This is a genomic window from Streptomyces sp. NPDC032745, assembly GCF_055579465.1.
The window spans coordinates 199,467-223,335 of the sequence record NZ_JBVING010000003.1 but is presented as its reverse complement, the minus strand read 5'-3'; the positions used below and the strand labels follow the sequence as shown (position 1 = coordinate 223,335).

23 protein-coding genes are annotated in these 23,869 nt (G+C 71.1%); 13 read left to right on the top strand and 10 right to left on the bottom strand.

Features of this window, described 5'->3' with window-relative positions:
• Positions 1-23 precede the first annotated feature (23 nt).
• The 4 genes from ACZ5WG_RS08835 (at position 24) to ACZ5WG_RS08820 (ending at position 3,843) form a co-directional block, all read left to right on the top strand.
• On the top strand, positions 24-437 hold the full coding sequence (locus ACZ5WG_RS08835; protein WP_468721724.1) for a DUF3151 domain-containing protein: 414 nt from the start codon (positions 24-26) through the stop codon (positions 435-437).
• Positions 438-639: 202 nt separating this feature from the next.
• Complete coding sequence (locus ACZ5WG_RS08830) at positions 640-1,485, top strand: tryptophan 2,3-dioxygenase family protein (protein ID WP_468721722.1); 846 nt, start codon at positions 640-642, stop codon at positions 1,483-1,485.
• Positions 1,478-2,791 carry a kynureninase gene (gene kynU / locus ACZ5WG_RS08825; RefSeq protein ID WP_468721720.1) on the top strand — a complete coding sequence of 438 codons (1,314 nt, stop codon included), beginning with the start codon at positions 1,478-1,480 and terminating at the stop codon, positions 2,789-2,791. The genes ACZ5WG_RS08830 and kynU overlap by 8 nt, the downstream gene beginning before the upstream one ends.
• A gap of 167 nt (positions 2,792-2,958) precedes the next feature.
• On the top strand, positions 2,959-3,843 hold the full coding sequence (locus tag ACZ5WG_RS08820; protein ID WP_468721719.1) for an alpha/beta hydrolase family protein: 885 nt from the start codon (positions 2,959-2,961) through the stop codon (positions 3,841-3,843).
• Here the strand turns inward: ACZ5WG_RS08820 and ACZ5WG_RS08815 are convergent.
• Positions 3,768-4,244, bottom strand: a complete 477-nt coding sequence (locus ACZ5WG_RS08815; protein WP_468721717.1) for a hypothetical protein — start codon at positions 4,242-4,244, stop codon at positions 3,768-3,770. The genes ACZ5WG_RS08820 and ACZ5WG_RS08815 overlap by 76 nt on opposite strands.
• Before the next feature lie 125 nt (positions 4,245-4,369).
• On the opposite strand from ACZ5WG_RS08815, the gene ACZ5WG_RS08810 reads away from it, so the two are divergent.
• The 3 genes from ACZ5WG_RS08810 (at position 4,370) to ACZ5WG_RS08800 (ending at position 7,262) form a co-directional block, all read left to right on the top strand.
• Positions 4,370-5,221 (top strand): helix-turn-helix domain-containing protein, encoded by an 852-nt coding sequence (locus ACZ5WG_RS08810; RefSeq protein ID WP_468722269.1) that lies wholly within the window; start codon positions 4,370-4,372, stop codon positions 5,219-5,221.
• Positions 5,218-5,460 (top strand): DUF397 domain-containing protein, encoded by a 243-nt coding sequence (locus ACZ5WG_RS08805; RefSeq protein ID WP_468721715.1) that lies wholly within the window; start codon positions 5,218-5,220, stop codon positions 5,458-5,460. The genes ACZ5WG_RS08810 and ACZ5WG_RS08805 overlap by 4 nt, the downstream gene beginning before the upstream one ends.
• Before the next feature lie 149 nt (positions 5,461-5,609).
• Positions 5,610-7,262: a PKD domain-containing protein gene (locus ACZ5WG_RS08800; protein ID WP_468721713.1), complete on the top strand. Its 1,653-nt coding sequence runs from the start codon at positions 5,610-5,612 to the stop codon at positions 7,260-7,262.
• A gap of 109 nt (positions 7,263-7,371) precedes the next feature.
• On the opposite strand, the gene wrbA is transcribed toward ACZ5WG_RS08800, so the two are convergent.
• A complete protein-coding gene (wrbA, locus tag ACZ5WG_RS08795; RefSeq protein WP_468721712.1) occupies positions 7,372-7,983 on the bottom strand; it encodes an NAD(P)H:quinone oxidoreductase in 612 nt (203 codons plus the stop codon).
• 101 nt (positions 7,984-8,084) lie between these two features.
• Here wrbA and ACZ5WG_RS08790 point away from each other — a divergent pair, with 101 nt between their 5' ends.
• From ACZ5WG_RS08790 to ACZ5WG_RS08780, 3 genes are all read left to right on the top strand, one after another.
• Entirely contained in the window at positions 8,085-8,699 is a 615-nt protein-coding gene (locus ACZ5WG_RS08790; protein WP_468721711.1) for a TetR/AcrR family transcriptional regulator, read from the top strand.
• Between the two features lie 101 nt (positions 8,700-8,800).
• Positions 8,801-10,450 (top strand): PKD domain-containing protein, encoded by a 1,650-nt coding sequence (locus tag ACZ5WG_RS08785; RefSeq protein WP_468721710.1) that lies wholly within the window; start codon positions 8,801-8,803, stop codon positions 10,448-10,450.
• Between the two features lie 84 nt (positions 10,451-10,534).
• Positions 10,535-12,202 carry a PKD domain-containing protein gene (locus ACZ5WG_RS08780; protein WP_468721708.1) on the top strand — a complete coding sequence of 556 codons (1,668 nt, stop codon included), beginning with the start codon at positions 10,535-10,537 and terminating at the stop codon, positions 12,200-12,202.
• Between the two features lie 61 nt (positions 12,203-12,263).
• Here ACZ5WG_RS08780 and ACZ5WG_RS08775 read toward each other — a convergent pair whose 3' ends face one another.
• Entirely contained in the window at positions 12,264-12,764 is a 501-nt protein-coding gene (locus ACZ5WG_RS08775; protein ID WP_468721707.1) for a DUF4232 domain-containing protein, read from the bottom strand.
• A 251-nt stretch (positions 12,765-13,015) separates the two neighbouring features.
• On the bottom strand, positions 13,016-14,299 hold the full coding sequence (locus ACZ5WG_RS08770; protein ID WP_385181876.1) for an adenylosuccinate synthase: 1,284 nt from the start codon (positions 14,297-14,299) through the stop codon (positions 13,016-13,018).
• A 184-nt stretch (positions 14,300-14,483) separates the two neighbouring features.
• Between ACZ5WG_RS08770 and ACZ5WG_RS08765 the strand changes: the two genes are divergently transcribed.
• Positions 14,484-15,278 (top strand): diacylglycerol kinase family protein, encoded by a 795-nt coding sequence (locus ACZ5WG_RS08765; protein WP_468722267.1) that lies wholly within the window; start codon positions 14,484-14,486, stop codon positions 15,276-15,278.
• A 112-nt stretch (positions 15,279-15,390) separates the two neighbouring features.
• On the opposite strand, the gene ACZ5WG_RS08760 is transcribed toward ACZ5WG_RS08765, so the two are convergent.
• On the bottom strand, positions 15,391-15,897 hold the full coding sequence (locus tag ACZ5WG_RS08760) for a GbsR/MarR family transcriptional regulator (RefSeq protein WP_468721705.1): 507 nt from the start codon (positions 15,895-15,897) through the stop codon (positions 15,391-15,393).
• Positions 15,898-15,972: 75 nt separating this feature from the next.
• Here ACZ5WG_RS08760 and ACZ5WG_RS08755 point away from each other — a divergent pair, with 75 nt between their 5' ends.
• Both ACZ5WG_RS08755 and ACZ5WG_RS08750 read left to right on the top strand, forming a co-directional pair.
• Positions 15,973-16,929: an ABC transporter ATP-binding protein gene (locus tag ACZ5WG_RS08755; protein WP_468721703.1), complete on the top strand. Its 957-nt coding sequence runs from the start codon at positions 15,973-15,975 to the stop codon at positions 16,927-16,929.
• On the top strand, positions 16,926-18,500 hold the full coding sequence (locus ACZ5WG_RS08750) for an ABC transporter permease (RefSeq protein ID WP_468721702.1): 1,575 nt from the start codon (positions 16,926-16,928) through the stop codon (positions 18,498-18,500). Before ACZ5WG_RS08755 ends, ACZ5WG_RS08750 begins: the two co-directional genes overlap by 4 nt.
• Positions 18,501-18,506: 6 nt before the next feature.
• Here the strand turns inward: ACZ5WG_RS08750 and ACZ5WG_RS08745 are convergent, their stop codons facing one another.
• The 5 genes from ACZ5WG_RS08745 to ACZ5WG_RS08725 all read right to left on the bottom strand — a co-directional run bounded on the left by ACZ5WG_RS08745 (position 18,507) and on the right by ACZ5WG_RS08725 (position 23,864).
• The gene (locus ACZ5WG_RS08745) at positions 18,507-19,703 is read right to left on the bottom strand and encodes a cytochrome P450 (protein WP_468721701.1); all 1,197 of its coding nucleotides are present in this window, start codon (positions 19,701-19,703) and stop codon (positions 18,507-18,509) included.
• 53 nt (positions 19,704-19,756) lie between these two features.
• Positions 19,757-20,416, bottom strand: a complete 660-nt coding sequence (locus tag ACZ5WG_RS08740) for a response regulator (RefSeq protein WP_468721699.1) — start codon at positions 20,414-20,416, stop codon at positions 19,757-19,759.
• On the bottom strand, positions 20,413-21,762 hold the full coding sequence (locus tag ACZ5WG_RS08735) for a sensor histidine kinase (protein WP_468721697.1): 1,350 nt from the start codon (positions 21,760-21,762) through the stop codon (positions 20,413-20,415). Before ACZ5WG_RS08735 ends, ACZ5WG_RS08740 begins: the two co-directional genes overlap by 4 nt.
• Positions 21,763-21,849: 87 nt before the next feature.
• The gene (locus ACZ5WG_RS08730; protein ID WP_468721696.1) at positions 21,850-22,530 is read right to left on the bottom strand and encodes a response regulator; all 681 of its coding nucleotides are present in this window, start codon (positions 22,528-22,530) and stop codon (positions 21,850-21,852) included.
• Entirely contained in the window at positions 22,527-23,864 is a 1,338-nt protein-coding gene (locus tag ACZ5WG_RS08725) for a sensor histidine kinase (protein ID WP_468721695.1), read from the bottom strand. The genes ACZ5WG_RS08730 and ACZ5WG_RS08725 overlap by 4 nt, the downstream gene beginning before the upstream one ends.
• Positions 23,865-23,869 lie beyond the last annotated feature (5 nt).

Below are 23,869 nucleotides of genomic sequence, written 5' to 3'. Positions count from 1 at the left end.
GCCCGATACCCCAGACTTGGACCATGTCCATTCACCAGAACCTGCTCGGGGGCCCCGCCCCCACCCACCTCCCCGACGAGCCGGGCCGCGAGGCCCTGGCCGCGGGCACGCCCGCCGTCGAGGTGGCCGCCGCTCACCCGACCTCGTCCCTCGCCTGGGCGACCCTCGCCGACGAGGCGTTCGCCGCCGGCCGCACCGTCGAGTCGTACGCGTACGCCCGTACGGGCTACCACCGCGGCCTCGACGCGCTGCGTCGCGCGGGCTGGAAGGGCCACGGCCCGGTGCCGTGGGAGCACGAGCCGAACCGCGGCTTCCTGCGGGCCCTGTACGCCCTGTCGCGTGCGGCCGAGTCGATCGGCGAGAAGGAGGAGTACGAGCGCTGCTCGACCTTCCTGCGCGACTCGTCCGAGACTGCGGCGGACACCCTCGGCGCCTGAGCCGCGCGCGTACGCATGTGGTCGGGGCCCCGCACCGGGGCCCCGACCGGCCATAGTGTCCGAAAAGTGACCGTGACCCCGGTCACACCGCGCTGGAGGGAGTCCGGCAACCGGTCCTATGATGCGGGCAGGGGACCGGGGCTCCACTCACCCATCGGAAGGAGCGGACCGCTACCCGGAAGCACGTGTCGAGGAGACAGCGATGTCGAACACCCTTGATGCCTCCGGAGCCGGTTCGGACACCCCGAACCTCGACTTCGCCGGCACGACCCCGTACGAGGACTACGTCCAGGCGGACGTCCTCACCCACCTCCAGCACCTGCGCTCGGATGACCCGGGCGAGATGGTCTTCCTGGTGACGACCCAGGTCATGGAGCTGTGGTTCACGGTCATCGTCCACGAATGGGAGACGGCCGCGAAGGCCCTCCGCGAGGACCGCATCCCCGTCGCGATGGATGCGCTGAAACGATCCCTCCGAGAGCTCGAAGCCCTCAACGCCTCCTGGCGCCCGCTCGCCCAGCTCACCCCGGGCCAGTTCAACGCCTACCGCGCCGCCCTCGGCGAGGGCTCCGGTTTCCAGTCGGCGATGTACCGCAGGATGGAGTTCCTGCTCGGCGAGAAGTCGGCCTCCATGCTCGTCCCGCACCGCGGCGCCCCGCGCGTCCACGCGGAGCTGGAGAAGGCCCTCCAGGAGCCCAGCCTCTACGACGAGGTGCTGCGCCTGCTGGCCCGCCGCGGCCTGCCGGTCCCGCAGACGGTCCTGGACCGCGACCTCTCCCAGCGGTACGAGCCCTCGCCCGAGGTCGAGGCCGTCTGGACCGCCCTGTACGCGGACCCCGACGCCCAGCTCGACCTCCACCGCCTCGGCGAGGTCCTCACGGACGTCGCGGAGCTCGTCTGGCGCTGGCGCAACGACCACCTGGTCGCCACCCGCCGCGCGATGGGCGCCAAGACCGGCACGGGCGGCTCGGCCGGCGTGACCTGGCTCGAGAAGCGCGCCACGAAGAACGTCTTCCCCGAGCTCTGGACGGCGCGAAGCCATGTCTGACGCGAACCCTTCCGTGGACCAGGTGCCGGCCGGCTCCGTCGGCCCGTCCCTTCCGCAGCAGCCGCAGGCCGATCCGGCCCCGCGGGGATCCGGGGGCGCAGCCGCCGGCAGCGGCGCCGCACGGGACCTGGCCGCCCGCGCCGCAGAGCTGGACACCGCCGACGAGCTCGGCAAGCTCCGCGACCGCTTCTCCCTCCCAGACGGCGTCGTCTACCTGGACGGAAACTCCCTCGGCGCCCTCCCGACCGGCGTCGCGCAGCGCATCGCCCAGGTCATCACGCACGAGTGGGGCACCGAGCTCATCCAGTCCTGGAGCACCGGCACCTGGTGGACCGCCCCCGAGCGGATCGGCGACAAGCTGTCCCCGCTCATCGGCGCCGCCCCCGGCCAGACGGTCGTCGGCGACTCCACCAGCGTCAACCTGTTCAAGGCCCTGGTCGGCGCCGCCCGCCTGGCCCGCCCCGGCCGTACGCAGCTGCTGGTCGACGCGTCCACCTTCCCCACCGACGGCTACATCGCCGAGTCGGCCGCCCGGATGACCGGCCTCACCGTCGTCCCGGTCGACCCGTCCCACGCGGCCGAGGCGATGGGGGAGGACACCGCCGTCGTCCTCCTCAACCACGTCGACTACCGCACCGGCCGCCTCCACGACCTGCCGGCCCTCACCGCGGCGGCCCGTGCCGCCGGGGCCGTCACCGTCTGGGACCTCTGCCACTCGGCCGGCGCCCTCCCCGTCAACCTCGACGAGCACGGCGTCGACCTCGCGGTCGGCTGTACGTACAAGTACCTGAACGGCGGCCCCGGTTCCCCGGCGTACCTCTACATCGCCGCACGTCACCAGGGTGCCTTCGACTCCCCGCTGCCCGGCTGGAACGGCCACGCGGAGCCCTTCGCGATGACCCCGGACTACGCCCCGGCGGCCGGCGCGATACGCGGCCGGGTCGGCACTCCGGACATTCTGTCCATGCTGGCCCTGGAAGCCGCGCTCGATGCCTGGGACGGGGTCCCGGTGGAAGCCGTACGGGCCAAGTCCCTTGCCCTGACGGACTTCTTCCTGGAGTGCGTGGCGGCGTACGTCCCGGCCGGCAAGGTCGAATCGGTCACCCCGGCCGAGCATGACCGGCGCGGCAGCCAGGTCTCGCTGCGCACCGAGAACGCCCGTGAGGTCATGGACGACCTGATCTCCCGCGGTGTGATCGGGGACTTCCGTGCCCCGGACGTCCTGCGCTTCGGTTTCACTCCGCTCTACGTCGGTTTCGCCGATGCGGAGCGCGCCGCCCGGACACTGGGTCACATTTTCGGGTGATGTAGCGGCGAAACGTCACGGCAACCGGGCGGGCGGGGCTTCGGCCCCGTCCGCCCCCGCACATCCCGTCCGTATCCGCCGCCCACCACGGAAGGTCCTGTTCCGGCCTGATACGGTCCCGCTCTGCCGGAACACCAGTCCCCACGCGTTACCGAGAGGTTGAGCCGATGACGGACCCCGCAGTCGAACGGGACGCCGCCGAGGCCGCCTCGGCCTTCTCCCACCCGCCGGTCGCCCCCGACGCGACCGGGTCGTACGGGGACCACCCCGACCAGCTGATCGACTTCTACGTCCCGCGCGGCGACACCGCGGCGGGCGCGGCCCCGCTGGTCGTGGTCCTGCACGGCGGTGCGTGGCGGGCTCCGTACGACCGGCACCACATCACCCCGCTCGCGGACTTCCTGGCCCGCCGGGGTTTCGCCGTCGCCAACGTCGAGTACCGGCGCGGCAGTTCCCTGCCCCGCCAGAACGCCGAGGGCCACGTGGCCGGCCGCTGGCCGGAGACCTTCGACGACGTCGCCGCCGCGATGGACGCCCTCCCGGGCCTGGCCTCGGCCCACCTCCCGCAGGCCGACCCCCGCCGCACGGTCATCACCGGCCACTCGGCGGGCGGCCACCTCGCACTGTGGGCGGCAGCCCGGCACGTCCTGCCGCCCGAGTCCCCGGCCGCCTGGAGGCTGCCTTCCCCGCCGCTGCTGCGCGGCGTGGTGGCACTGGCCCCCATCGCGGACTTCGTGGCCGCGGAGGAGTTGGGTGTGTGCGGCGGCGCGTCCGCGCAGCTGCTGGGCGGCGCCGACCAGTGGGCGGAGCGCCTGCCGTTCGCGGACCCGGCGGCCCTGCTGCCGACCGGGATCGCGACGGCCGTCGTCCACGGCCGCGAGGACATCGTGGTTCCGCCGGAGGTCGCCGAGTCGTACGTGGCCGCCGCGGCCAAGGCCGGGGAGACCGTGGGTCTGACCCTGCTGGACGGCGTCGGTCACTTCCCGCTGATCGACCCCGCCGCGGACGCCTGCGCGGTGGTGGCCGAGGAGATCTCGCAGCTGGCCTGGTAGAGGCCGGCGGCCCGGTACAGCAGCAGGGCGTGCACGAACCGGTCCTCCCGCACGGGCGGACACCGCCAGGCCAGCGGCCAGGCGCCGTCCAGGGCCGGGACGGGGATGTACGTGGTCCTGCGCGGCCCTGACGCGAGCCGCGTGAAGCCCGGTGGCCAGATCCGGTACGCGGCACTCCCGACCGGGATCAGGAAGTACACGGGCCGCCTCCCGTTGGCCTGCACGACGATCGGCCCGGGGTCACCGCCAGTGAGCGTGACGAGGAGATCGGCCAGGTCCCGTCCCATGTCACCGTCCACGCGTACGGCGTCAAACAGCACTCCTGCCTTGCGGATTCCGATACCGGCGGCCGGAATCCAGCTGGGTGTACGGGAGTTGGGCGCGTGACTTTCAGTGTTCATGGACCAAGCGTGAGGGCTCAGGTCTACCGTTTTCTACGTCTCGGACTTGATGGATAAGAAGTCTGGGGTGGGTGCGGTGTGTCGTGGAGACCGTTTGAGACCGTTTGATTTCGGGGGTGTTCGCAATGCCGAGGGCTGACGCCAACAACGACAGGGAAAGGGACGATGAGCGACCGACGACGTCGTACGTCGCCGAGATCGCCCGCATCCTCCGGCTGGAGAAGAAGCTGACGCAGGTGGCGGTGGGGGAGATGATCGGCTACACCGGCTCGGCGATCAGCGCCATGGAAACGGGCGCACAGCCGGTGAGCGACAACATGCTGGTGGGCCTGGAGGTGGCGATCGGTGACCGACGCGGCTTCTTCGAGAGCGCGCGGAAGTACGTCCTGATGGAGAAGTACCCGGTCCGCTTCCGGAAGTTCTCACAGGTGGAAGCCGAGGCCCTCATGCTCTCCTCGTACCAGACGATGGTGATGGACGGCCTCTTCCAGACGGAGTCGTACGCCCGGGCGGTATTCAAGGGCAGCTATCCGCCGGTGTCGGACGCCCGGGCGGAAGAGCTCGTCGAGGCCCGGATGGCGCGTAAGGCGCTGTTCGACCGCAACCCGATGGCGATGGTCGAACTGATCGTCGAAGAAGGGGTTCTCGAGCGTCCATACGGGAGCTGGGACGTCCAACGAGGGCAGCTTCGTTCGCTTGCGGAGGATGCCCAGCGCGACAACGTATCGGTGCAGGTCCTGTCCAAGCATCGAGGCTTGAAAGGCTCCCATGCGGGCGAGCGCGGCCCGATGAAAGTGGTGGAAACCGGGGATCACCATCACGTCGTCTACATGGAAATCAACGACGAGGGGCTCCTCATCAGCAACCCGGCAAAGGTGTCCCAACTGGCGCAGCGCTATGCGAAGATCCGCTCACAGGCGCTGAGCCCCGATGAATCTCTGGAACTCATCCAGCGGTTGGCAGGAGAACGCAAATGAGCACCAACACCCTGCAGTGGTTCAAGTCCAGTTACAGCGACGGTGGTGGCGGGGACTGCGTAGAGGTCGCCTACAACTGGCACAAGTCGAGCTACAGCGACGGCGGTGGCGGGGACTGCGTCGAGGTGGCCACGTGCCCGCACGCCGTGCACGTGCGGGACTCCAAGAACCCCGCCGGCCCGACCCTGGTCGTGGCCCCCACGGCCTGGGCCGACTTCGCCGGCTGGGCGGCTACGTAACCGGAGGTTCGCGGGCCTGGCCGGAACCCCCCCCAGGAGCGATGTCCGGATCGCTGTGTACGCTGATCGCGTTTCGCTCTGATCGCGTTCAAAAACGAAAAAATGGGGGGCCGGTGCGCAATCGCCGACTCGTAATGTCCGCTGCCCTGATGGCGGCGGGTCTTGGGCTCATCCCGGGCATGGCCTCGGCGGCGGACGGCCCGTCCGCGACCGCCGCGCCCGTCCGGGCGGAACCCGGGAAGACGGCACTGAAGACGTATCACAGCCCTGCCGACCGTACCGTCCGCACGACGCTGCCCGCAGGGGGGAACAAGGCTGCCGCCGCGCAGGCGCAGTCCGCTGCCGGCAACCCGCAGCTGGCCCTGGACATCTCCGGATCCACCCACACCGCGCTCGGCCTTGAGATCAAGTCCACGATCACGAGCGCGGACGTGCCGCTCGACGTGACCGTCGACTGGGGCGACGGCAAGACGGACAAGGTGACCACCAAGGGTTCCGGCGACCGGTGGGACGCGCACACGTACACCGAGGTCGGCGAGTACCGGGTGAAGGTGACGGTGATCGACGCCGCGAACGGGGTCCAGGCCGTCAACGAGCTCATGCACCTCACGCAGGGCACCGAGTTCAACCCGTACGCCCCGACCCGGCTGCTGGACACCCGCAACGGCACCGGCACGACGGCGGGCAAGGTCGCCGGTCGCGGCAAGACCCGCGTGAAGGTGACCGGCATCGGCGGTATTCCCGCCGGCGGTTCCGGCGTGCCCACCGGCGTGGAGGCGGTCGCCCTCAACGTCACGGTCACGAACACGGCAGAGCCAGGCCACATCACGGTGTGGGCGGGGGACGACACCGGGATCCCCAAGACGTCGAACCTCAACTACGCGGCCGGCCAGTCCGTCTCGAACCAGGTCATCGTGATGGTCGGCGCCGACGGCTACGTCGACCTCTTCAATGGCGGATGGGGCCCGGTGGACCTGGTCGTCGACATCACGGGCTACTTCACCCACACCCCGGCCAGCGGCTACACCACGATGGCCCCGACGCGGTTCGTCGACACCCGCGACGGGCTCGGTACGCCCAAGGGCCAGCTCGCCGGCCGCAAGTCCTTCGGCACGCAGATCGGCGGCGTGAAGGGGGTTCCCAAGGGGGTCACGGCGGTGGCGCTCAACGTGACGGCGACCAACCCCAAGGACGCCGGTCACCTCTCCCTGTACCCGGGCGGCGGCACGGTCCCGACCGCGTCCAGCCTGAACTTCGCGGCCGGTGAGACGGTGGCCAACTCGGTGATCGTGCCGGTCGGCCCGGACGGGTCGATCAACGTGTTCAACGGCTCGTGGTCCCCCGCCGACGTGGTGGTCGACGTCGTGGGCTACTACAGCAAGGACGGCAAGGCGGCCTATTCGCCGACGGGCAACTACCGGTACCTCGACACCCGTGTGCCCGGCGACTGGTACCCGGGCGGGAAGTTCCCGGCCCGCGGGTACATCGCGAAGGGGTTCGCGGTCATCGACGACCCGGCGGGCGACGAGGCCTACGTCATGAACACGACCGTCACCAACACGACGGACGCGGGGTTCCTCTCGGTGGCCCCGAGCCCGTTCCCGTGGTTGGTGAACGATCAGCCCGGCGCACCCGTCCCGCCGCGTCCGGTGTCCTCCAACCTGAACTGGACCGCGGGCAAGACCGTCGCGAACCTGGCACAGGCGAGCGACGGTGAGCACGGCGTGATCCACTTCTGGAACCAGGGCTGGCAGGACGCCGACCTCATCGTCGACGTCTACGGCGTCTATCAGACCAGGTGATCCCCCGGGCGCGCAGGCGCCCGGAACAGCACTGAGGGGCCCGTCCGATCGGCAGATCGGACGGGCCCCTCCCCGTTGCCGGGCGATGTCCTGCGTACCGCACTCGGTGTCAGGCGAGGTCGGCCGTGGCCGCCAGGCGGGTGGCGAACTTCGCCAGGCGCTCGCCCTGGTAGCGGGCCGCGGTCAGGGTCTCCTCGCTGACGGCGCCGCTGCTGGCCGGGTGCGAGGTGCCGTACGGGTTGCCGCCGGCGCTGAAGATCGCCGGGTTGGTGAAGCCGGGGGCGACGATGACCGAGCCCCAGTGGTGGAAGGTGTTGTAGAGGGCGAGCAGCGTGGACTCGTTGCCGCCGTGCGCATTGTGCGCGCTGGTGAAGCCGGTGGCCGGCTTGTCGGCGAGAGCACCCTGCTGCCAGAGGCCGCCCGTGGTGTCGAGGAACTGCTTCAGCTGGCCCGCGATGTTGCCGTACCGGGTCGGCGAGCCGATCGCGTACGCGTTGGCCCACACGAGGTCGTCCAGGGTGGCGACCTCGACGTCCTCGGTGTCCTCGACGTGCTTGCGCCAGGCCGGGTTGGAGTCGATGGCCGCGTCGGGGGCGAGCTCGGGCACCCGGCGCAGGCGGACCTCGGCGCCCGCCTTCTCGGCGCCTTCGGCCACGGCCTTCGCGAGCTCGTGGACGTTTCCGGTGGAGGAGTAGTAGACGACCGCGACCTTGGCGCTCATGGTGAGGACCCCATCTATAAGTGGATTGCTATCCGGTTCGATGGGTGAGAGTAAAGCGGATAGTCATCCGTTTGGCAAGGGGTGTCCGGTAGCCTCTGGGTATGAGCCGCATCGAACTCCCGGTCACGGGGCAGGCCCCGCCCGAGCGCGCGGACGCCGCCAGGAACAGGCGGAAGATCCTGGACGCGGCGGCGCGGCTGGTCGCCGAGCAGGGGCCGGACGCCGTGACCATGAACGCCGTCGCCCATGCCGCGGGCATGGGGGTCGGGACGGTCTACCGCCGCTTCGGCGACGTGAGCAGCCTGCTGTTCGCGCTGCTCGACGATGACGAGCGGCGCTTCCAGGAGGCCTTCATGAGCGGGCCGGCCCCGCTCGGCCCCGACGCGCCGCCCGCCGTCCGGCTGCGCGCCTTCCTGCACACCCTGGCCGAACGGCTCGTCGAACAGCGTGCGGTGATGGCCGTGGCGGAGGCCGCGTCGCCGGGCGCCCGGTACGGCAGCGGTGCGTACCTGACCATGCACACGCACGTCGCGATGCTGGTGCGCCAGACGCGCCCGCAGGTGGATGCGGCGGTGCTGGCGCACCTGCTGCTCGCCCCGTTCGTGCCGAGCCTGTTCGAGCACCTCACGGCGCGGGACGTACCGATCGGGCAGATCAAGGACGGCATCGACGCCCTGCTCGGCACGGGGCGGGAACCCGGTGGATCAAGCCACTGACGGGTCTGTACGCTGAGCAGGATTTCGAACCTGTTCAAGGTTCGCACCAGACCTAGGGGGGAACGGTGCTCCGTCGCCGTCTCATGTTTTCCGCTGCCCTCGTGGCGGCGGGTGTAGGCCTCGTATCCGGAACGGCCCACGCGGCCGACCCGGTCGCGCCCGCCGCCCGCGCGGCGTCCGCTCCGCAGTCGGACCTGGCCAAGGCCAAGGCGGCCAACGTCCAGACCTTCGACAGCCCGGCCGGCCGTACGGTCCGCAATGCGCTGCCCGCCGCCCAGGGGAAGGCGGCCGCGGCTCCGCAGACACAGGCTCCGGCGCAGGCCGCCGCGGGCAACCCGGACCTGAAGATCGGCCTCGGCGCCGTGAGCCACACCGCGCGCGGGCTCGAGCTCAAGACCACCATCACCAGCGCCGCCACCCCGCTCTCCGTCACCATCGCCTGGGGTGACGGGACCACGGACTCGGCGCAGGCCTCCGGCAGCACCGTTCTGACGAACTCCCACGTCTACAAGAAGACCGGCGACTACACGATCACGGTCACCGTGAGCGACGCCGCAAACAACGTCCAGGCGGAGAACCAGCTCTCGATCCGCACGCCGGGATCCGACTTCACCCCGCACGCCCCGACCCGGCTGCTGGACACCCGGGACGGCACCGGCACGGCGAAGGCCAAGGTCCCCGGGAAGGGCACTGTCCGCGTGAAGATCGCCGGCAACGCCCAGATCCCGGCCAACGTCACTGCCGTGGTCCTCAACGTCACCGTCACCGACACCACCGAAGCCGGTCACGTCACGGTGTTCCCCGGCAGCGGGTACAAGCAGCCGAACACCTCGAACCTCAACTACGAAGCCGGCCAGTCGGTTCCGAACCAGGTGATCGTGCAGGTCGGCAACGACGGGTACGTGGAGCTGGTCAACGGCGGCTGGGCGCCGGTGGACCTGATCGCGGACGTGACCGGGTACTTCACCCGTACGTCGTCCAGCGGTTACACCTCGCTGGCACCTTCCCGGTTCGTCGACACCCGTGAGGGTCTCGGCACCTCGAAGGGCCAGGTCCCGGGCTACGGGTCCTTCGGGGTCCAGATCGCCGAGCGCGGATCCGTCCCGAAGGGGGTCACCGCCGTCGCGCTGAACGTGACCGTGACCGACCCGCAGGCGGCCGGCCACCTGACCGTGTTCCCGAGCGGGCAGGCGGCTCCGGCCACGTCCAGCGTGAACTTCGGCGCCGGTCAGACCATCGCCAACTCGGTGATCGTGCCGGTCGGTGCGGACGGCAAGATCAGCATCCGCAACGGCAGCTGGAAGGGCGCCGACGTCGTCGTCGACGTCGTCGGCTACTACAGCCCCGACAGCAAGTCGGCGTTCCTGCCGATCAGCCCCTCCCGGTGGCTCGACACGCGCCAGAGCGGCTACGGCGGCCCGGCGCCCGCCCGCGGCTACCTGCACATGTTCATCAGCCCCGAGGAGCAGGGCGTCGAGGGCTACGTGCTGAACGCGACCGTCACCAACGCGATCAGCGCGGGCTTCCTGTCCGTTGCCCCGGACCCGAACACCTGGGACGACTACATCAAGGGCACCCAGGGCCGGCCGGAGCGCCCCGTGTCCTCCACGCTGAACTGGACGGCGTACAAGACGGTCCCCAACCTGGTTCAGGCGAGCGCCGGTGACCACGGCATCGTCGACTTCTGGAACCAGAGCGACCACAACGTGGACCTCATCGTGGACCTCTTCGGGTACTACGAGTCCAAGTAGCCCGCAGCCACTTCGACTCGACACTCTTCACAGAAAAATGGGGGGCCGGTGCGCAATCGCCGACTCGTAGCTTCCGCTGCCCTCGTGGCCGCCGGTGTTGTTCTCGTTCCCACGGCGGCGGCTCATGCGGCGGGTCCCGTCGCGCCCGCCGCCCACGGGGCGGCCGCGAGGCCCGGTGCGAACCCGGGCAAGGGCGGGACGCTGCCCGGGGGCAAGACCTTCTCCAGCCCTGCCGGCCGTACGGTCCGCACACCGCTGCCCGGATCCGGGGCCGGGTCGGGCACTGCGCGGGCCCAGGACGCGTCGCGTGACGCCTACCTCGCGATCGACCTGGAAGCCACCGCGCCCACCGCGCACTCGATCGACCTGCGGACCCTCGTCACGGGCGAGCCCGCCGAACTCGACATCACCATCGCCTGGGGCGACGGGACCACGGACCGGCTCACCGCCTCCAGCTCGGGCTCCGACTGGCGGAACACCGAGCACAAGTACGCCAAGGTCGGCGCGTACGCCGTCACGGTCACGGTGAAGGACACCACGAACGGCGTCCAGGCCGTGAACCGGCTCGACTTCGTCACCTCGGGCAGCGAGTACACCCCGCACGCGCCCACCCGGCTGCTGGACACCCGCGCGGGCCTCGGCGCCGCGCAGGCCAAGGTCGCGGGGCGGGGCTCGGTGGTCTTGAAGGTCGGGGGCGCCGCGAAGGTCCCCGCCGGGGTCCGCGCAGTGGTCCTCAACGTCACCGCCACCAACGCCACGGGATCCGGCTACGTCGTGGCCCAGCCCCGCGACTACGGCTTCGACGAGGGGTCGAACCTGAACTACGTCGCGGGGCAGACGGTTGCGAACCAGGTCATCGTGCCGGTCGGCGAGGACGGCTCCGTGCACCTGATCAACGGCGGCTGGGAGTCGGTCGACCTGCTCGCGGACGTCACCGGCTACTTCACGGCGTCGGCCGCCGGCGGCTACACCACGCTGGACCCGGTCCGCGCCGTCGACACCCGCGAGGGTCTCGGTACGGCGAAGGGCCAGGTCCCCGGCTACGGCACCTTCGGGGTCGACATCGCCGGGCGCGGGGGCGTACCGAAGGGCGCCACCGCCGTGGCGCTCAACCTGACGGCCACCAACCCCCGGGCGGCAGGGCACCTGACCGCGTACCCGGGCGGGCAGGCGGCGCCGGCCACATCGAGCCTGAACTTCACCGCCGGTCAGACGGTCGCCAACTCGGTGATCGTGCCGATCGGCCCCGACGGGAGGATCACCGTCCGCAACGGCAGCTGGGACCGGGCCGACGTGGTGGCCGACGTCGTCGGCTACTACAGCACCGACAGCAGGTCCGCCCTCGTGTCCATCGGGGGGCCGTACCGGATCATGGACACGCGCAAGGACAGCTGGGGCGGCCGGAAGGCCGGGCCGATCCCGGCCCGCACCCACCTCCCCGTGCGGCTCGACGGCGATACGACGAACTCGGACATCGACGGCTGGGTGCTGAACACCACGGTCACCAACACCACCGGGACGGGCTTCCTTTCGGTCGCCGCCGACCCGAATACGTGGCCCGACTACCTGAAGGGGACCGCCGTCACACCGCAGCGGCCCGTCTCCTCGTCCCTGAACTGGACGGCGGGCGCGACGGTCTCGAACCTGGTGCAGACCTCCGGGGGCAAGGGGGGCATGGTCGACTTCTGGAACCAGGGCTGGCAGGACATCGACCTGGTCTTCGACCTGCTCGGCTGGTACCAGACCGTCTAGCAGGTGTGCCGAAGGGGCGGTGCGTCCCCCACCGCCCCTTCGGCACACCCACTGTCGGCGCTCATTCCCCGGCTTGGACCGGGCTGATCTCGAACATCCCGCACACCCGCAGGGGGTAGGAGATCTCCTCGGCCACGCCGCTGTTCGGCGGGTAGACCTTGACGTAGGCCGACTTTGGCCGGCAGTTCGGCGCCACGGACCGGCTGTTGGTGCGCATGACGGCGGTCACGGTTTCGTCGGGGGCGACGAGCACCGTGCTGATCGGCTCGCCGGTGCGGATCGCGGAGGTGCCGATCTGGCGGTGCCGGGCATCCGTGACGCTGACGCCCGGGTATCCGCGCAACGCGCAGTTGTGGCCCGTGGTGTTGGTGAACAGGATGGGGTAGTCGATCGCCCCTCCGGCGCGTTCCGGCCCGCCGACGGCCAGCTCGAGGTCGGCCACACGGCAGGTCGGGGGGGCCATCGGCAGAGCCGATGACTGGGTGGCGCCCACCAAAACGCCGGTGGTTGCCAGGAGGGCAGCGGCAGCAAGGGCCGCCGCCCGGGGCAGGACGTTGCTCATGGCAAACTCCTGTGCCAGCTAAGGGAGTTGCCCGCTACCGGCGCGACGTGGTGCGCATGCCTTATGAGGGAGAAGTACTCGCACCCTCGCGGAGGTCCGACCGAGCGGTGCGCTCCCGCGGCTGAACAGCGCGGGCCTGATGGCACCAGTTTACCGGCCGGGGGCTCCCGCGGCCTTTCGGCGGCGGACGCGCCGGAGGGGCGGTGCGCCACACGGCCCACCGCCCCTCCGCGGTCCTGCTAGCGGTCCTGTTACAGGAACGAGTTGATCTCGATCGTCTCGGTACGGCCGGGGCCGACGCCGATCGCGGAGATCGGGGCGCCCGACATCTCCTCGAGGGCCTTCACGTACGCCTGGGCGTTCTTCGGGAGGTCCGAGAACGTCTTGGCCTTGGTGATGTCCTCGGACCAGCCGGGGAGGTTTTCGTAGATCGGCTTCGCGTGGTGGAAGTCCGTCTGCGAGTACGGGAGCTCCTCGACGCGCTTGCCGTCGATCTCGTACGCGACGCAGACCGGGATCTGCTCCCAGCCGGTCAGCACGTCCAGCTTGGTGAGGAAGAAGTCCGTCAGGCCGTTCACGCGGGTGGCGTAACGGGCGATCGGCGCGTCGAACCAGCCGCAGCGGCGGTCGCGGCCGGTGGTCACGCCGCGCTCGCCGCCGATGCGGCGCAGGTCCTCGCCGTCCTGGTCGAACAGCTCGGTCGGGAACGGGCCGGCGCCGACGCGGGTCGTGTAGGCCTTGAGGATGCCGATGACGCGGCTGATCTTCGTCGGGCCCACGCCGGTGCCGGTGCAGGCGCCGCCGGCGGTCGGGTTCGAGGACGTGACGAAGGGGTACGTGCCGTGGTCGACGTCGAGCAGGGTGCCCTGGCCGCCCTCGAACAGCACGACCTTGTCCTCGTCGAGCGCGTTGTTGAGGATCAGCGTGGTGTCGGCGACGTACGGCTTGATCTGCTCCGCGTACTGGAGCATCTCCTCCACGATCGCGGCGGCCTCGATGGCGCGGCGGTTGTAGAGCTTCGCGAGGAGCTGGTTCTTGCCCTCGAGCGCCGCTTCGACCTTCTGGATGAGGATCGACTCGTCGTACAGGTCCTGGACGCGGATGCCGATGCGGTTGATCTTGTCCGCGTACGTCGGGCCGATGCCGCGGCCGGTCGTACCGATCTTGCGCTTGCCGAGGAAGCGCTCGCCGACCTTGTCGAGGGTGACGTTGTACGGCGTGATCAGGTGCGCGTTACCGCTGATCAGCAGCTTGGAGGTGTCGATGCCGCGCTCGTTCAGGCCGCGCAGCTCGGAGAGCAGGACGGCCGGGTCGACGACGACGCCGTTGCCGATGACAGGGGTGCATCCGGGGGAGAGGATGCCGGAAGGGAGAAGGTGCAGCGCGTACTTCTGGTCGCCTACGACGACCGTGTGGCCGGCGTTGTTGCCGCCCTGGTAGCGCACTACATAATCAACGGATCCACCGAGCAGGTCGGTGGCCTTTCCCTTGCCCTCGTCACCCCACTGAGCTCCGAGCAGCACAAGAGCGGGCACAGGCGTACACCTCTTCCGGATGGGGCATGTCCAAGGTCAGGGGGTGTACGACGATGTACACCGCAGGCTGAGCCGTCGGACCGGTGCCCCGGAATAGACGAAGGCCCTGGCGCAATAGCGCAAGGGCCTCTTGCACAAAGATGCTACCCGAGGAAGGACCGAGGTGTCGGCTCCAGAGCCCACCATGAGCCATGCGGGCGCGCCGGTAGGCGGCCTGCTCGTGCTCGTCGACCCGGTCGCCCGCCGTCTTGACGGCGAGTCCGTGCGGATCGCGAAGGATGTTCTGTCAGCGGGCGCGGCAGCGAAAATCTGCCTCCCGGACTCGCAGGAGGAGTTTGCGCGGGCACTTGCCCGCCGGGGTCATCGGCAGCCGGTGATCGTGGGCGACGACCGGGCGCTGGTACGGGCCGTGGGGCTGCTGTACCGGGAGCGGGGGCTGGGCGAGGGCGCTCTGTCGCTGGTCCCGGTCGGGCCCGCGGGCTCGCTGGGGCTGGCCCGGTCCCTGGGCGTGCCGCTGTCGGCGGTGGCGGCGGCACGGTCGGTGCTGGACGGGTCCGTCCGTACGCGCGACCTGCTGGTGGACGACAGCGACGGGGTGGTGCTGGGGGATCTGCGGATTCCACCCGTCCGGGCGGTAGCGAGGCCGTCCGTCTGGAGTGCGTACCGCTCGCTGGTGCGGACGCTGGTCCCGTCGGGGGCTCCGGCGGGCCACCGGCTGCGGGTGGAGGTGGACGGGCGGGTCCTGGTGGACGTGGACCGGGTGGTGGAGGACCTCCGGGTGGTGCCGGTGTCGGCCGACGGCGTGGCGGAGGTGACGGTCCGGGTGGCCGGCGGGCCTTCGCTGCGGGCGAGGGCGGGTTCGGTGACGGTGTCGGGTTCCGACTTCCGCTACCGGGCGGACGCACTGGTGGCGGGCCCGGTCCGCCGCCGCACCTGGACACTCCGTCCGGCGGCCTGGTCCCTGACGGTTCCCCGCTGACCTGCTGCCCGCTGACCTGCTGACCCGCTGACCTCTGGCGGGCCCTGCCCGCCGGGCACGTCCAGCCCCGCCGGCGTTCGCCGCGCGGGGGTACGGGGCCCCGCGCGGCGGGCTACGGGAGGTTCGGGGTGGCCCGGTGGGCCCGCCAGCGGTCCATCATCCCGGCCATCTCACCCTGCAGGAACTCGAAGAACTCCGCGGTCTCCGCCATCCGCACCCCCGCCGGGCTGTCCGCGCCGAGTCCGGCGACACCATCGCGCAGCGTCTTCTCGAAGAGGGTCAGCACCTGGTCCCGCCGGGTGAACGTCTCGTACCAGAGCTCGTTGTGCAGCACGTACCGGTCCCGCCGTGAGCCCGGCTCCCGCTCCCGGCTGACCATGGTCACCTGCGTCAGGTACGCCACCGCCCCCGACACCGCCGCCGGACTGATCTGCAGCGCCTCGCTCAGCTCCGCCGACGTCATCGCCCCGCTGTCGCTCGCGAGCAGCTGGGCGAAGACCCGTGAGGCCATCCGCTGCATCCCCGCCTCGGTGAGCTGCGCGGCGAACCGCTCCACGAAGCGGGAGACCGCTTCCTCGCTCCGTACGTCCTGCGCCTGCGCCTGCGCCTGTACATCCATGTCGTCCGCCACCTTCTCGACTTTATACGTTTTCCGAGCTTCACAAGTTTGTGAAAGTAGCGTACGTTCGGAATCATGACGAAGGCAATCAGCGTCGCCGGACTGCACAAGGCGTTCGGCCGCACCCACGCACTGGACGGACTCGACCTCTCCGTCGCCACCGGCGAGGTCCACGGCTTCCTCGGCCCCAACGGCGCCGGGAAGTCCACCACCATCCGGGTCCTGCTGGGCCTGCTGCGCGCCGACTCCGGAACCGCCGAGCTGCTCGGCGGCGACCCCTGGGCCGACGCCGTGGAACTGCACCGCCGCATCGCCTACGTCCCCGGCGACGTCACCCTGTGGCGCAACCTCTCCGGCGGCGAGGTCATCGACCTCTACGGGCGGCTCCGCGGGGGCCTGGACCGGGCCCGGCGCGCCGAGCTGATCGAGCGGTTCGAGCTGGACCCCACCAAGAAGGGGCGCACGTACTCCAAGGGCAACCGGCAGAAGGTCGCGCTCGTCGCCGCCTTCGCCTCCGAGGCCGAGCTGCTCATCCTCGACGAGCCCACCTCCGGGCTGGACCCGCTGATGGAGGAGGTCTTCCAGGGCTGTGTCGCCGAGGCGCGCGCCGCCGGCCGGACCGTCCTGCTCAGCTCGCACATCCTCAGCGAGGTCGAGACCCTCTGCGACCGGGTCAGCATCATCCGCAAGGGCCGCACGGTGGAGACCGGCACGCTGGCCGATCTGCGGCACCTGACCCGTACGTCGATCAGCGCCGAGCTCGCCGGCCCGCCGAACGGCATCGCGCACCTGCCGGGCGTGTACGACGTGGAGGTGCAGGGGCTGAAGGTCCGCTTCCAGGCCGACACGGACAAGCTGGACGCCGTACTGCGCTCGCTCACCGAGTCCGGTGTGCGGTCGCTGACCTCGACGCCGCCCACGCTCGAGGAGCTCTTCCTGCGGCACTACGCGGACGACGCGGACGACGTGAACGTGACCGGGGACGTGACCGGGGACCGGAACGGGAACGCGAAGGCGGGCGTGTCGCGATGAAGAACCAACTGGCCGGCACCGGGACGCTGCTGAGGCTCGCGCTCCGCCGCGACCGCGTGATGATGCCGGTCTGGATCATGGTCGTGGCGATGACGGTGCTCAGCCTGCCCGCCTCGCTCGAGTCGGTGTACGGGACGGCCGCCGAACGGGCCCGCCTGCTCGGCACGATGAACACCAACGGCTCGCTGCGCGCCCTGTACGGGCCGGTCTTCGGCGACTCGATCGGCGCCCTGACCGCATGGCGCGGCGGGATCTTCGCCGGGGTGCTCGCCGGGATCATGAGTCTTGTCGTCGTGGTCCGGCACACCCGCGAGGAGGAGGAGACGGGTCGTCAGGAGCTGCTCTCCGCCGCGATGGTGGGGCGCCGGGCGCCGCTGACTGCCGCGCTGCTGGCGGCCCTGACGGCCAACGCGCTGGCCGCGCTCCTGGTGACGGGCGGACTCGCCGGGCGCGGTGCGGGTGGTGCGCTCGCGCTCGGGCTGGGCATCGGCGCGACCGGGATGCTGTTCGCGGCCCTGGCCGCCATCGCCGCGCAGTTCACCGAGAGTGCGCGGCTCGCGAAGGGGCTCACGGGCGCACTGATCGGCGCGGCGTTCGTACTGCGCGCCGCCGGGGACGCGGGGAGCGCCGCGGGTTCGAGCGCGCTGACCTGGGTGTCGCCGCTGGGCTGGCTGGAGCACGTACGGGCCTTCGCAACCGAACGCTGGTGGGTGCTCGGCCTGTTCGCGGCAGCCGTGGCGGTGCAGGTGGCGGCGGCGTACGCGCTGGCCGGCCGCCGTGACCTCGGCATGAGCTTCCTGCCGGCCCGGCCGGGCCCAGCGGAGGGCCGGCTGGGCAGCGCGGGGGCGCTGGCGTGGCGGCTCCAGCGGGGCAGCCTGATCGGCTGGAGCCTCGGGTTCCTGCTGGCGGGGGTGGTCTTCGGCGGGATGACGGACGGGGCGACGCAGCTGGTCGGCGACAACGAACGGACCCGCGAGATCATCGAGCGGATGGGCGGGCAGAGCGGTGTCGCCGATGCCTTCCTCGCGACGATGGCCGGGATGCTCGGCATGGTCGCCGCCCTGTACATCGTCTCGGCGGTGCTGCGGCTGAGCGGTGAGGAGTCGGGGCAACGCGCCGAACCGCTGCTCGCGAACGCGGTCGGCCGGCTGCGGTGGGCCGGCGGCCACCTGGCCGTGGCCTTCGGCGGCTCGGCGCTGATCCTGCTGCTGGCGGGGCTGGGGCTCGGCATCGGGCACGGCCGGGGCGTCGGTGCGGCGGTGGGCGCGACGATCGCCCAACTCCCGGCGGTGTGGGTGATCGGCGCCCTCGCGGCCCTCCTGCACGGCGCCGCCCCGAAGTACGCGGTGGCCGCTTGGGCGGTGGCCGGGAGCGCGCTGACGCTGGGCTGGATCGGCCCGGCGCTGAACCTTCCGCAGGCCGTCCTGAACCTCTCGCCGTTCGCCCACCTGCCCAAGCTGCCGGGCGCGGAGGCCCTGGCCTGGGCCCCGTTGCTGGTGCTGACCGCGCTGGCGGCGGCCCTGCTGACGGCCGGCCTGACGGCACTGCGCCGCCGCGACCTGGCCGCCTAGGGCTCCTCAGAACTCCACGAGGAGTTCTTCCAGACCGCGGATGACGTAGCCGTCCCGCCACCGGGGCTCCCGTACGAGCTTCAGGGGCGGGACGCCGTCTGCCAGCAGGGCTCCGAACGAGGCGGTCAGCTCGCGCCGCGCGAGCGGAGCGCCCAGGCAGTAGTGGATCCCGGCCCCGAAGCTCAGATGCGGATTGTCGGCCCGTACGAGGTCCAGGGCGTCGGGGTCGTCGAACCGAGCGGGATCCCGGTTCGCGGACCCGAAGAGCAGCGCGACCTCGGCTCCGCGCGGGACGACCGTGTCGCCGATCCGGATGTCGTCCAGCACCCAGCGCTCGAACATCTGCAGGGGAGTGTCGTAGCGCATCAGTTCATCCACAGCTGTGGACAACTTTTCGGAATCGAGCGAGGCGCGCTGCTCGGGGTGCCGGAAAAGGGTCCACCAGCCGTTGACCGTGGTGTTCACGGTGGCCTCGTGGCCGGCATTCAGCAGGAGCACGCAGGTGGAGATCATCTCCTGCTCGCTGAGCCTGCCCTCCTCATCGTGGGCGGCGATCAGACCGGAGATCAAATCCTCGCCGGGCTCCTTGCGCCGCTCCGCGATCAGCTCGCGCAGATAGGCGCTGAACTCCACGCTCGCCCGTACCGCCCGCTGCGCGGTCTCCTCGTCCGGCCGGAGCTCGTACATCCCGCAGATGTCCGCCGACCACGGCCGCAGCAGCGCCCGGTCCGCCTCGGGTACCCCGAGCAGCTCGGCGATCACCGCCACGGGCAGGGGCTCGGCCACGACGGTGAGCAGGTCCCCGCCCCCGTCGGCGAGGAGCTGCCCGACCAGCTCCCGGGCGAGCCGGTCCACGGCAGGGGCGAGCTGCTCCACGGTCCGCGGCGTGAACGCCTTGGACACCAGCCGCCGCACGCGTGCGTGCGCGGGATCCTCCAGGTCCAACAGGCCGTTCCCGTTGAGGACGTGGAAGGGCTCGTGCGACGGGGGCGGGGCCTCGCGCCCGAACTCCTCGTGCGAGAACCGGTGCAGGTAGGTCCGGCCCAGCCGGCGGTCGCGCAGCAGCGCGCTCACATCGGCGTGGTGCGGCACCAGCCACTGCCCGGTGGGCTCGAACCACAGGGCACGGCCCTGCTCGCGCAGCTCCCGGTAGGCGGGGTACGGATCGGCGACGAATGCGGCGTCCCACGGATCAAAGCCCATCCCCGCAGCCTAAGGGCTGTCCCCGCACGAGGTGTGACTCGTCGTCATCCGGCTCAGGCCGGAGTCACCAGACGGGTCTCGTAGGCGAAGACCGCGGCCTGGGTGCGGTCGCGCAGGCCCAGTTTCACCAGGATCCGGCTCACGTGCGTCTTGATCGTGGACTCCGCGACGATGAGCCGGTCCGCTATCTCCGCGTTGGACAGCCCCTGCGCGATCAGCACCAGCACCTCCGTCTCCCGCTCCGTCAGCTCCCCGACCCCCGCCGGATCCGCGAGCTTCGGCGGGGTCGAGAGCTTCGAGAACTCCAGGATCAGCCGCTTGGTGACGGTGGGCGCCAGCAGCGCCTCACCGGACGCCACCACCCGCACCCCGTCGGCCAGCTGCCGGGCCGAGGCGTCCTTGAGCAGGAACCCGGAGGCCCCGGCCCGCAGGGCCTGGTACACGTACTCGTCGAGGTCGAAGGTCGTCAGGACCAGCACCTTCGCGTCCGTGTCCGAGGCGACGATCTCCCGTGTCGCCTCCAGCCCGTTCATCACCGGCATCCGGATGTCCATCAGCACCACGTCGGGCCGCAGCGCCGCCACCTGGGCGATGGCCTCGCGGCCGTCCACCGCCTCGCCGACCACCTCGATGCCGTCCATCGCGTTCAGCAGGACGGAGAAGCCCTCCCGGACCATCATCTGGTCGTCGACGATCAGAACCCTGATCGTCATGCCGACTTCCCCGATTCCTGCACCGACTCCTGCACCCCGTCCTGCCGTCCGCGCACCGGTATGAACACCGCCACCTCGTACCCGCCCGCCGCGGTCTCCCCGGCCGTCATCTCCCCCTCCAGCATGGCCACCCGCTCCTGCATCCCCGTGAGCCCGTGCCCGGCGCCCGGAGAGGGCCGCACGTCCCCGGTCGCCGCCGCATTGACGACCCGTATGCCCAGCCCGCCCAGCACGTACGAGACCTCGACCGAGGCGGCTGCCCCCGGCGCATGGCGCAGGGTGTTGCTCAGTGCCTCCTGGATGATGCGGTACGCCGACAGCTCGACGCCCGGCGGCAGCTCCCGCACCGCACCCGTGACCGTCTTCTCCACGCTCAGCCCGGCCTCGCGCACATTGGCCAGCAGCCCGTCCAGCGAGGCCAGCGTCGGCTGCGGGGCGTCCGGCGCCTCGTAGTCCGCGGAGCGCACCACACCCAGCACCCGGCGCAGTTCCGTCAGCGCCGCCACCGCGTTCTCCCGGATGGTGACGAACGCCGCCTCCAGCTCCGGCGGCGGATTCTTCACCCGGTACGGCGCGGCCTCCGCCTGGATCGCCACCACCGACATGTGGTGGGCCACCACGTCGTGCAGCTCCCGCGCGATCGTCGTCCGCTCCTCCAGCAGCGTCCGCCGGTCCCGCTCGACGGCCGTCACCTCCTGCTGCGCGCTGACCTCCTGCTCCGCCTCCCGGCGGATGTTGCGGACCGTGACCACCAGCAGGGAGACCGCCAGGAGGAAGGCCATGGGCATGATCTCGACGGGCTCCCCCCGGCCGAGCACCACCGGTATCGCGATCCCGATCCCCAGAGTGATCACCCACATCCAGCCGGCGGCCCGGGGCCTGGTCCGCATCGCCGCGATGGTCACCGTGACGAAGTAGGAGGCGAAGGCACCCGGCGACCAGGGCCACACGTCGTTGTTGGAGCCGACCACCGCGAGCACCCCGGTGGCGGCCCCGGCCGCCCAGAACGCCCCCACGGGCCGCACCAGGGTCATCAGCACCGGCGTGGCTGCGATCAGCCCCATCACGAGCGAGCTGCTCGGTGCGACGAACTCGCCGGTGCCGGTGGACGTGAGCATCACCACGAAGAACGCCAGGAAACCCACGACCGCATGCGGCAGATGGGCCAACGACGGCCGTATCCGCTCCGGCAGCCGCCGCGTCACCGGCCCGTCGGTGCGCATCGGCGACAGCGGCCGGTACGCGAAGGCGTCCGTGATCAGATCCTGGCGCAGGCTCTGGAGCAGGCCGGAAGCCATCCGGAACTCGGGTGTCCGGGGGGTCGCCCGGGAGGTCGTCTCGGTCATACACACACCGTAGGTCGGCCGCCCCCTCGTCCGCGTCGCCGCTGAAGGGGATATCCCGGCCTCCCTCTCAGGTACTACCCGGACTCCTCAGTACCCCGCCGGACGGACCAGACCCGTCTCGTACGCGAACACCGCGGCCTGGGTGCGGTCCCGCAGGCCCAGCTTCACCAGGATCCGCCCCACATGGGTCTTCACGGTCTGCTCGGCCACGACCAGGTGCCCGGCGATCTCCGCGTTGGACAGGCCCTGGGCGATCAGTGACAGCACCTCGGTCTCCCGCTCGGTCAGCTCGTCGATCCTCGCCTTCGAGGGCGCCCGCGGCGCCCCCATCCGGGAGAACTCCGTGATCAGCCGCTTGGTGATGTTCGGCGAGAGCAGCGCCTCGCCGGCCGCCACCACCCGGACCGCCTCCGCGAGCTGGTCGGCCGACGCGTCCTTCAGGAGGAACCCGGAAGCCCCGGCGCGCAGCGCCTCGTACACGTACTCGTCGAGGTCGAAGGTGGTCAGCACCAGCACCTTGACGGTGGCGTCCGGGGCGGCCGTGATGACGGAGGTGGCCTCGATGCCGCCCATCCCGGGCATGCGGATGTCCATCAGGACCACGTCCGGGCCGAGTTCGCCGACCTTCGCCACCGCGTCGGCGCCGTCCACGGCCTGGCCGACGACCTCGATGTCGGGCTGGGCGTTGAGGAGGACGGTGAAGCCCTGCCGGACCATCATCTGGTCGTCGGCGATCATCACCCTGATCGGGTCGGCCGGAGTGCTCATGCTGCCTCTTCGTCCATCTTCGTCTCGGGATCCATGGGGAGCACGGCGCTCACCTCGTACCCGCCGCCGGGGCGCGGACCGGCGGCGAGTTCGCCCCCCAGCATGCCCGCCCGCTCCCGCATCCCCAGCAGCCCGTGCCCGGCACCGTGCGAGGGCGGGGCCGGCCGGGTCGGCGCGCTGTTGGCGATGCACAGGTGCAGTTCGCGCGGCCCGTACGCGATGCCGACCTCCACCCGCGAACCGGGCGCATGACGCAGACAGTTGCTCAGCGCCTCCTGCACGATCCGGTACGCAGTGAGCTCGACGCCGGGGGCGAGCGGGCGCCGGATGCCCGCGATCTCGGTGGTGACGGCCAGTCCCGCGCTGCGCACGTTGTCCACGAGGCCGTCCAGTTCGGCGAGGGTGGGCTGCGGATGGTGCGGGTTCGCCGGATCGTCCGGCTGCTCGGAGCGCAGCACGCCCAGCACCCGGCGCAGTTCCGTCAGGGCCTCCAGGGCGTTCTCCCGGATGCCGGCCAGGTTCTCCTTGAGCTCCTCGGAGGGGTTCTCCACCAGGTGCGGGGCGACCTGCGCCTGGATGGAGATCACCGACATGTGGTGGGCGACGACGTCGTGCAGCTCGCGGGCGATCCGGGTGCGCTCCTCCAGCAGGGTGCGCTGAGCGCGCTCCTCCTCGGTGAGCGTCTCCTGCTCGACGAGCTTGCCGCGGGCCAGGCGCGTGGCCCGCAGGGCGTACCCGAGCAGTCCGACGAAGCCGAAGAGGAGAAGCGCGACCAGGACGCTGCTCTGGCTGTGCTCCGGTTTGAACAGCACCTCGGCCAGACCGGTCAGAGCGATGGGGACGGAGACCGCGGCGACGGTCACCCGGGGCGGCACCCGCAGGGCCACCAGCAGCAGGACGGGTGCGAACGCGAAGATCCCGGAGGGCATCCAGGGCCAGGTCTGGCCGGGGCCGACGTTGTCATGGATCGACCAGGCGGCCACTCCTGCGGCCAGCAGGCCGAGCCACCATCCGCCGATCGGTCGGAACATCGCGAGGACGATGGCCGCGCCGGTCAGGATCCCCGCCAGCAGCGGGATGCCGCCGTAGTCGTCGTAGTGCTCGCCCATCTGCTGCGCGGTGAGCAATCCGAAGAAGACCGCGGCGTAGATGACGACCGCGTGCGGCAGCCGGGCCAGCCAGCGCGGCCGGGACATCCTCGGCAGCGGGTCCCGCTCGATGGTGAGCAGGTCGTGGGCCAGGGTCCGCAGGAGCCGGGCCCGCGGCGCGGTGGTCCTGCCGGAGTCCGCTTGCGTTTTCGCTTCCACGGCCGGGGGCTCGCTCTGCTCGTTCACGCCGT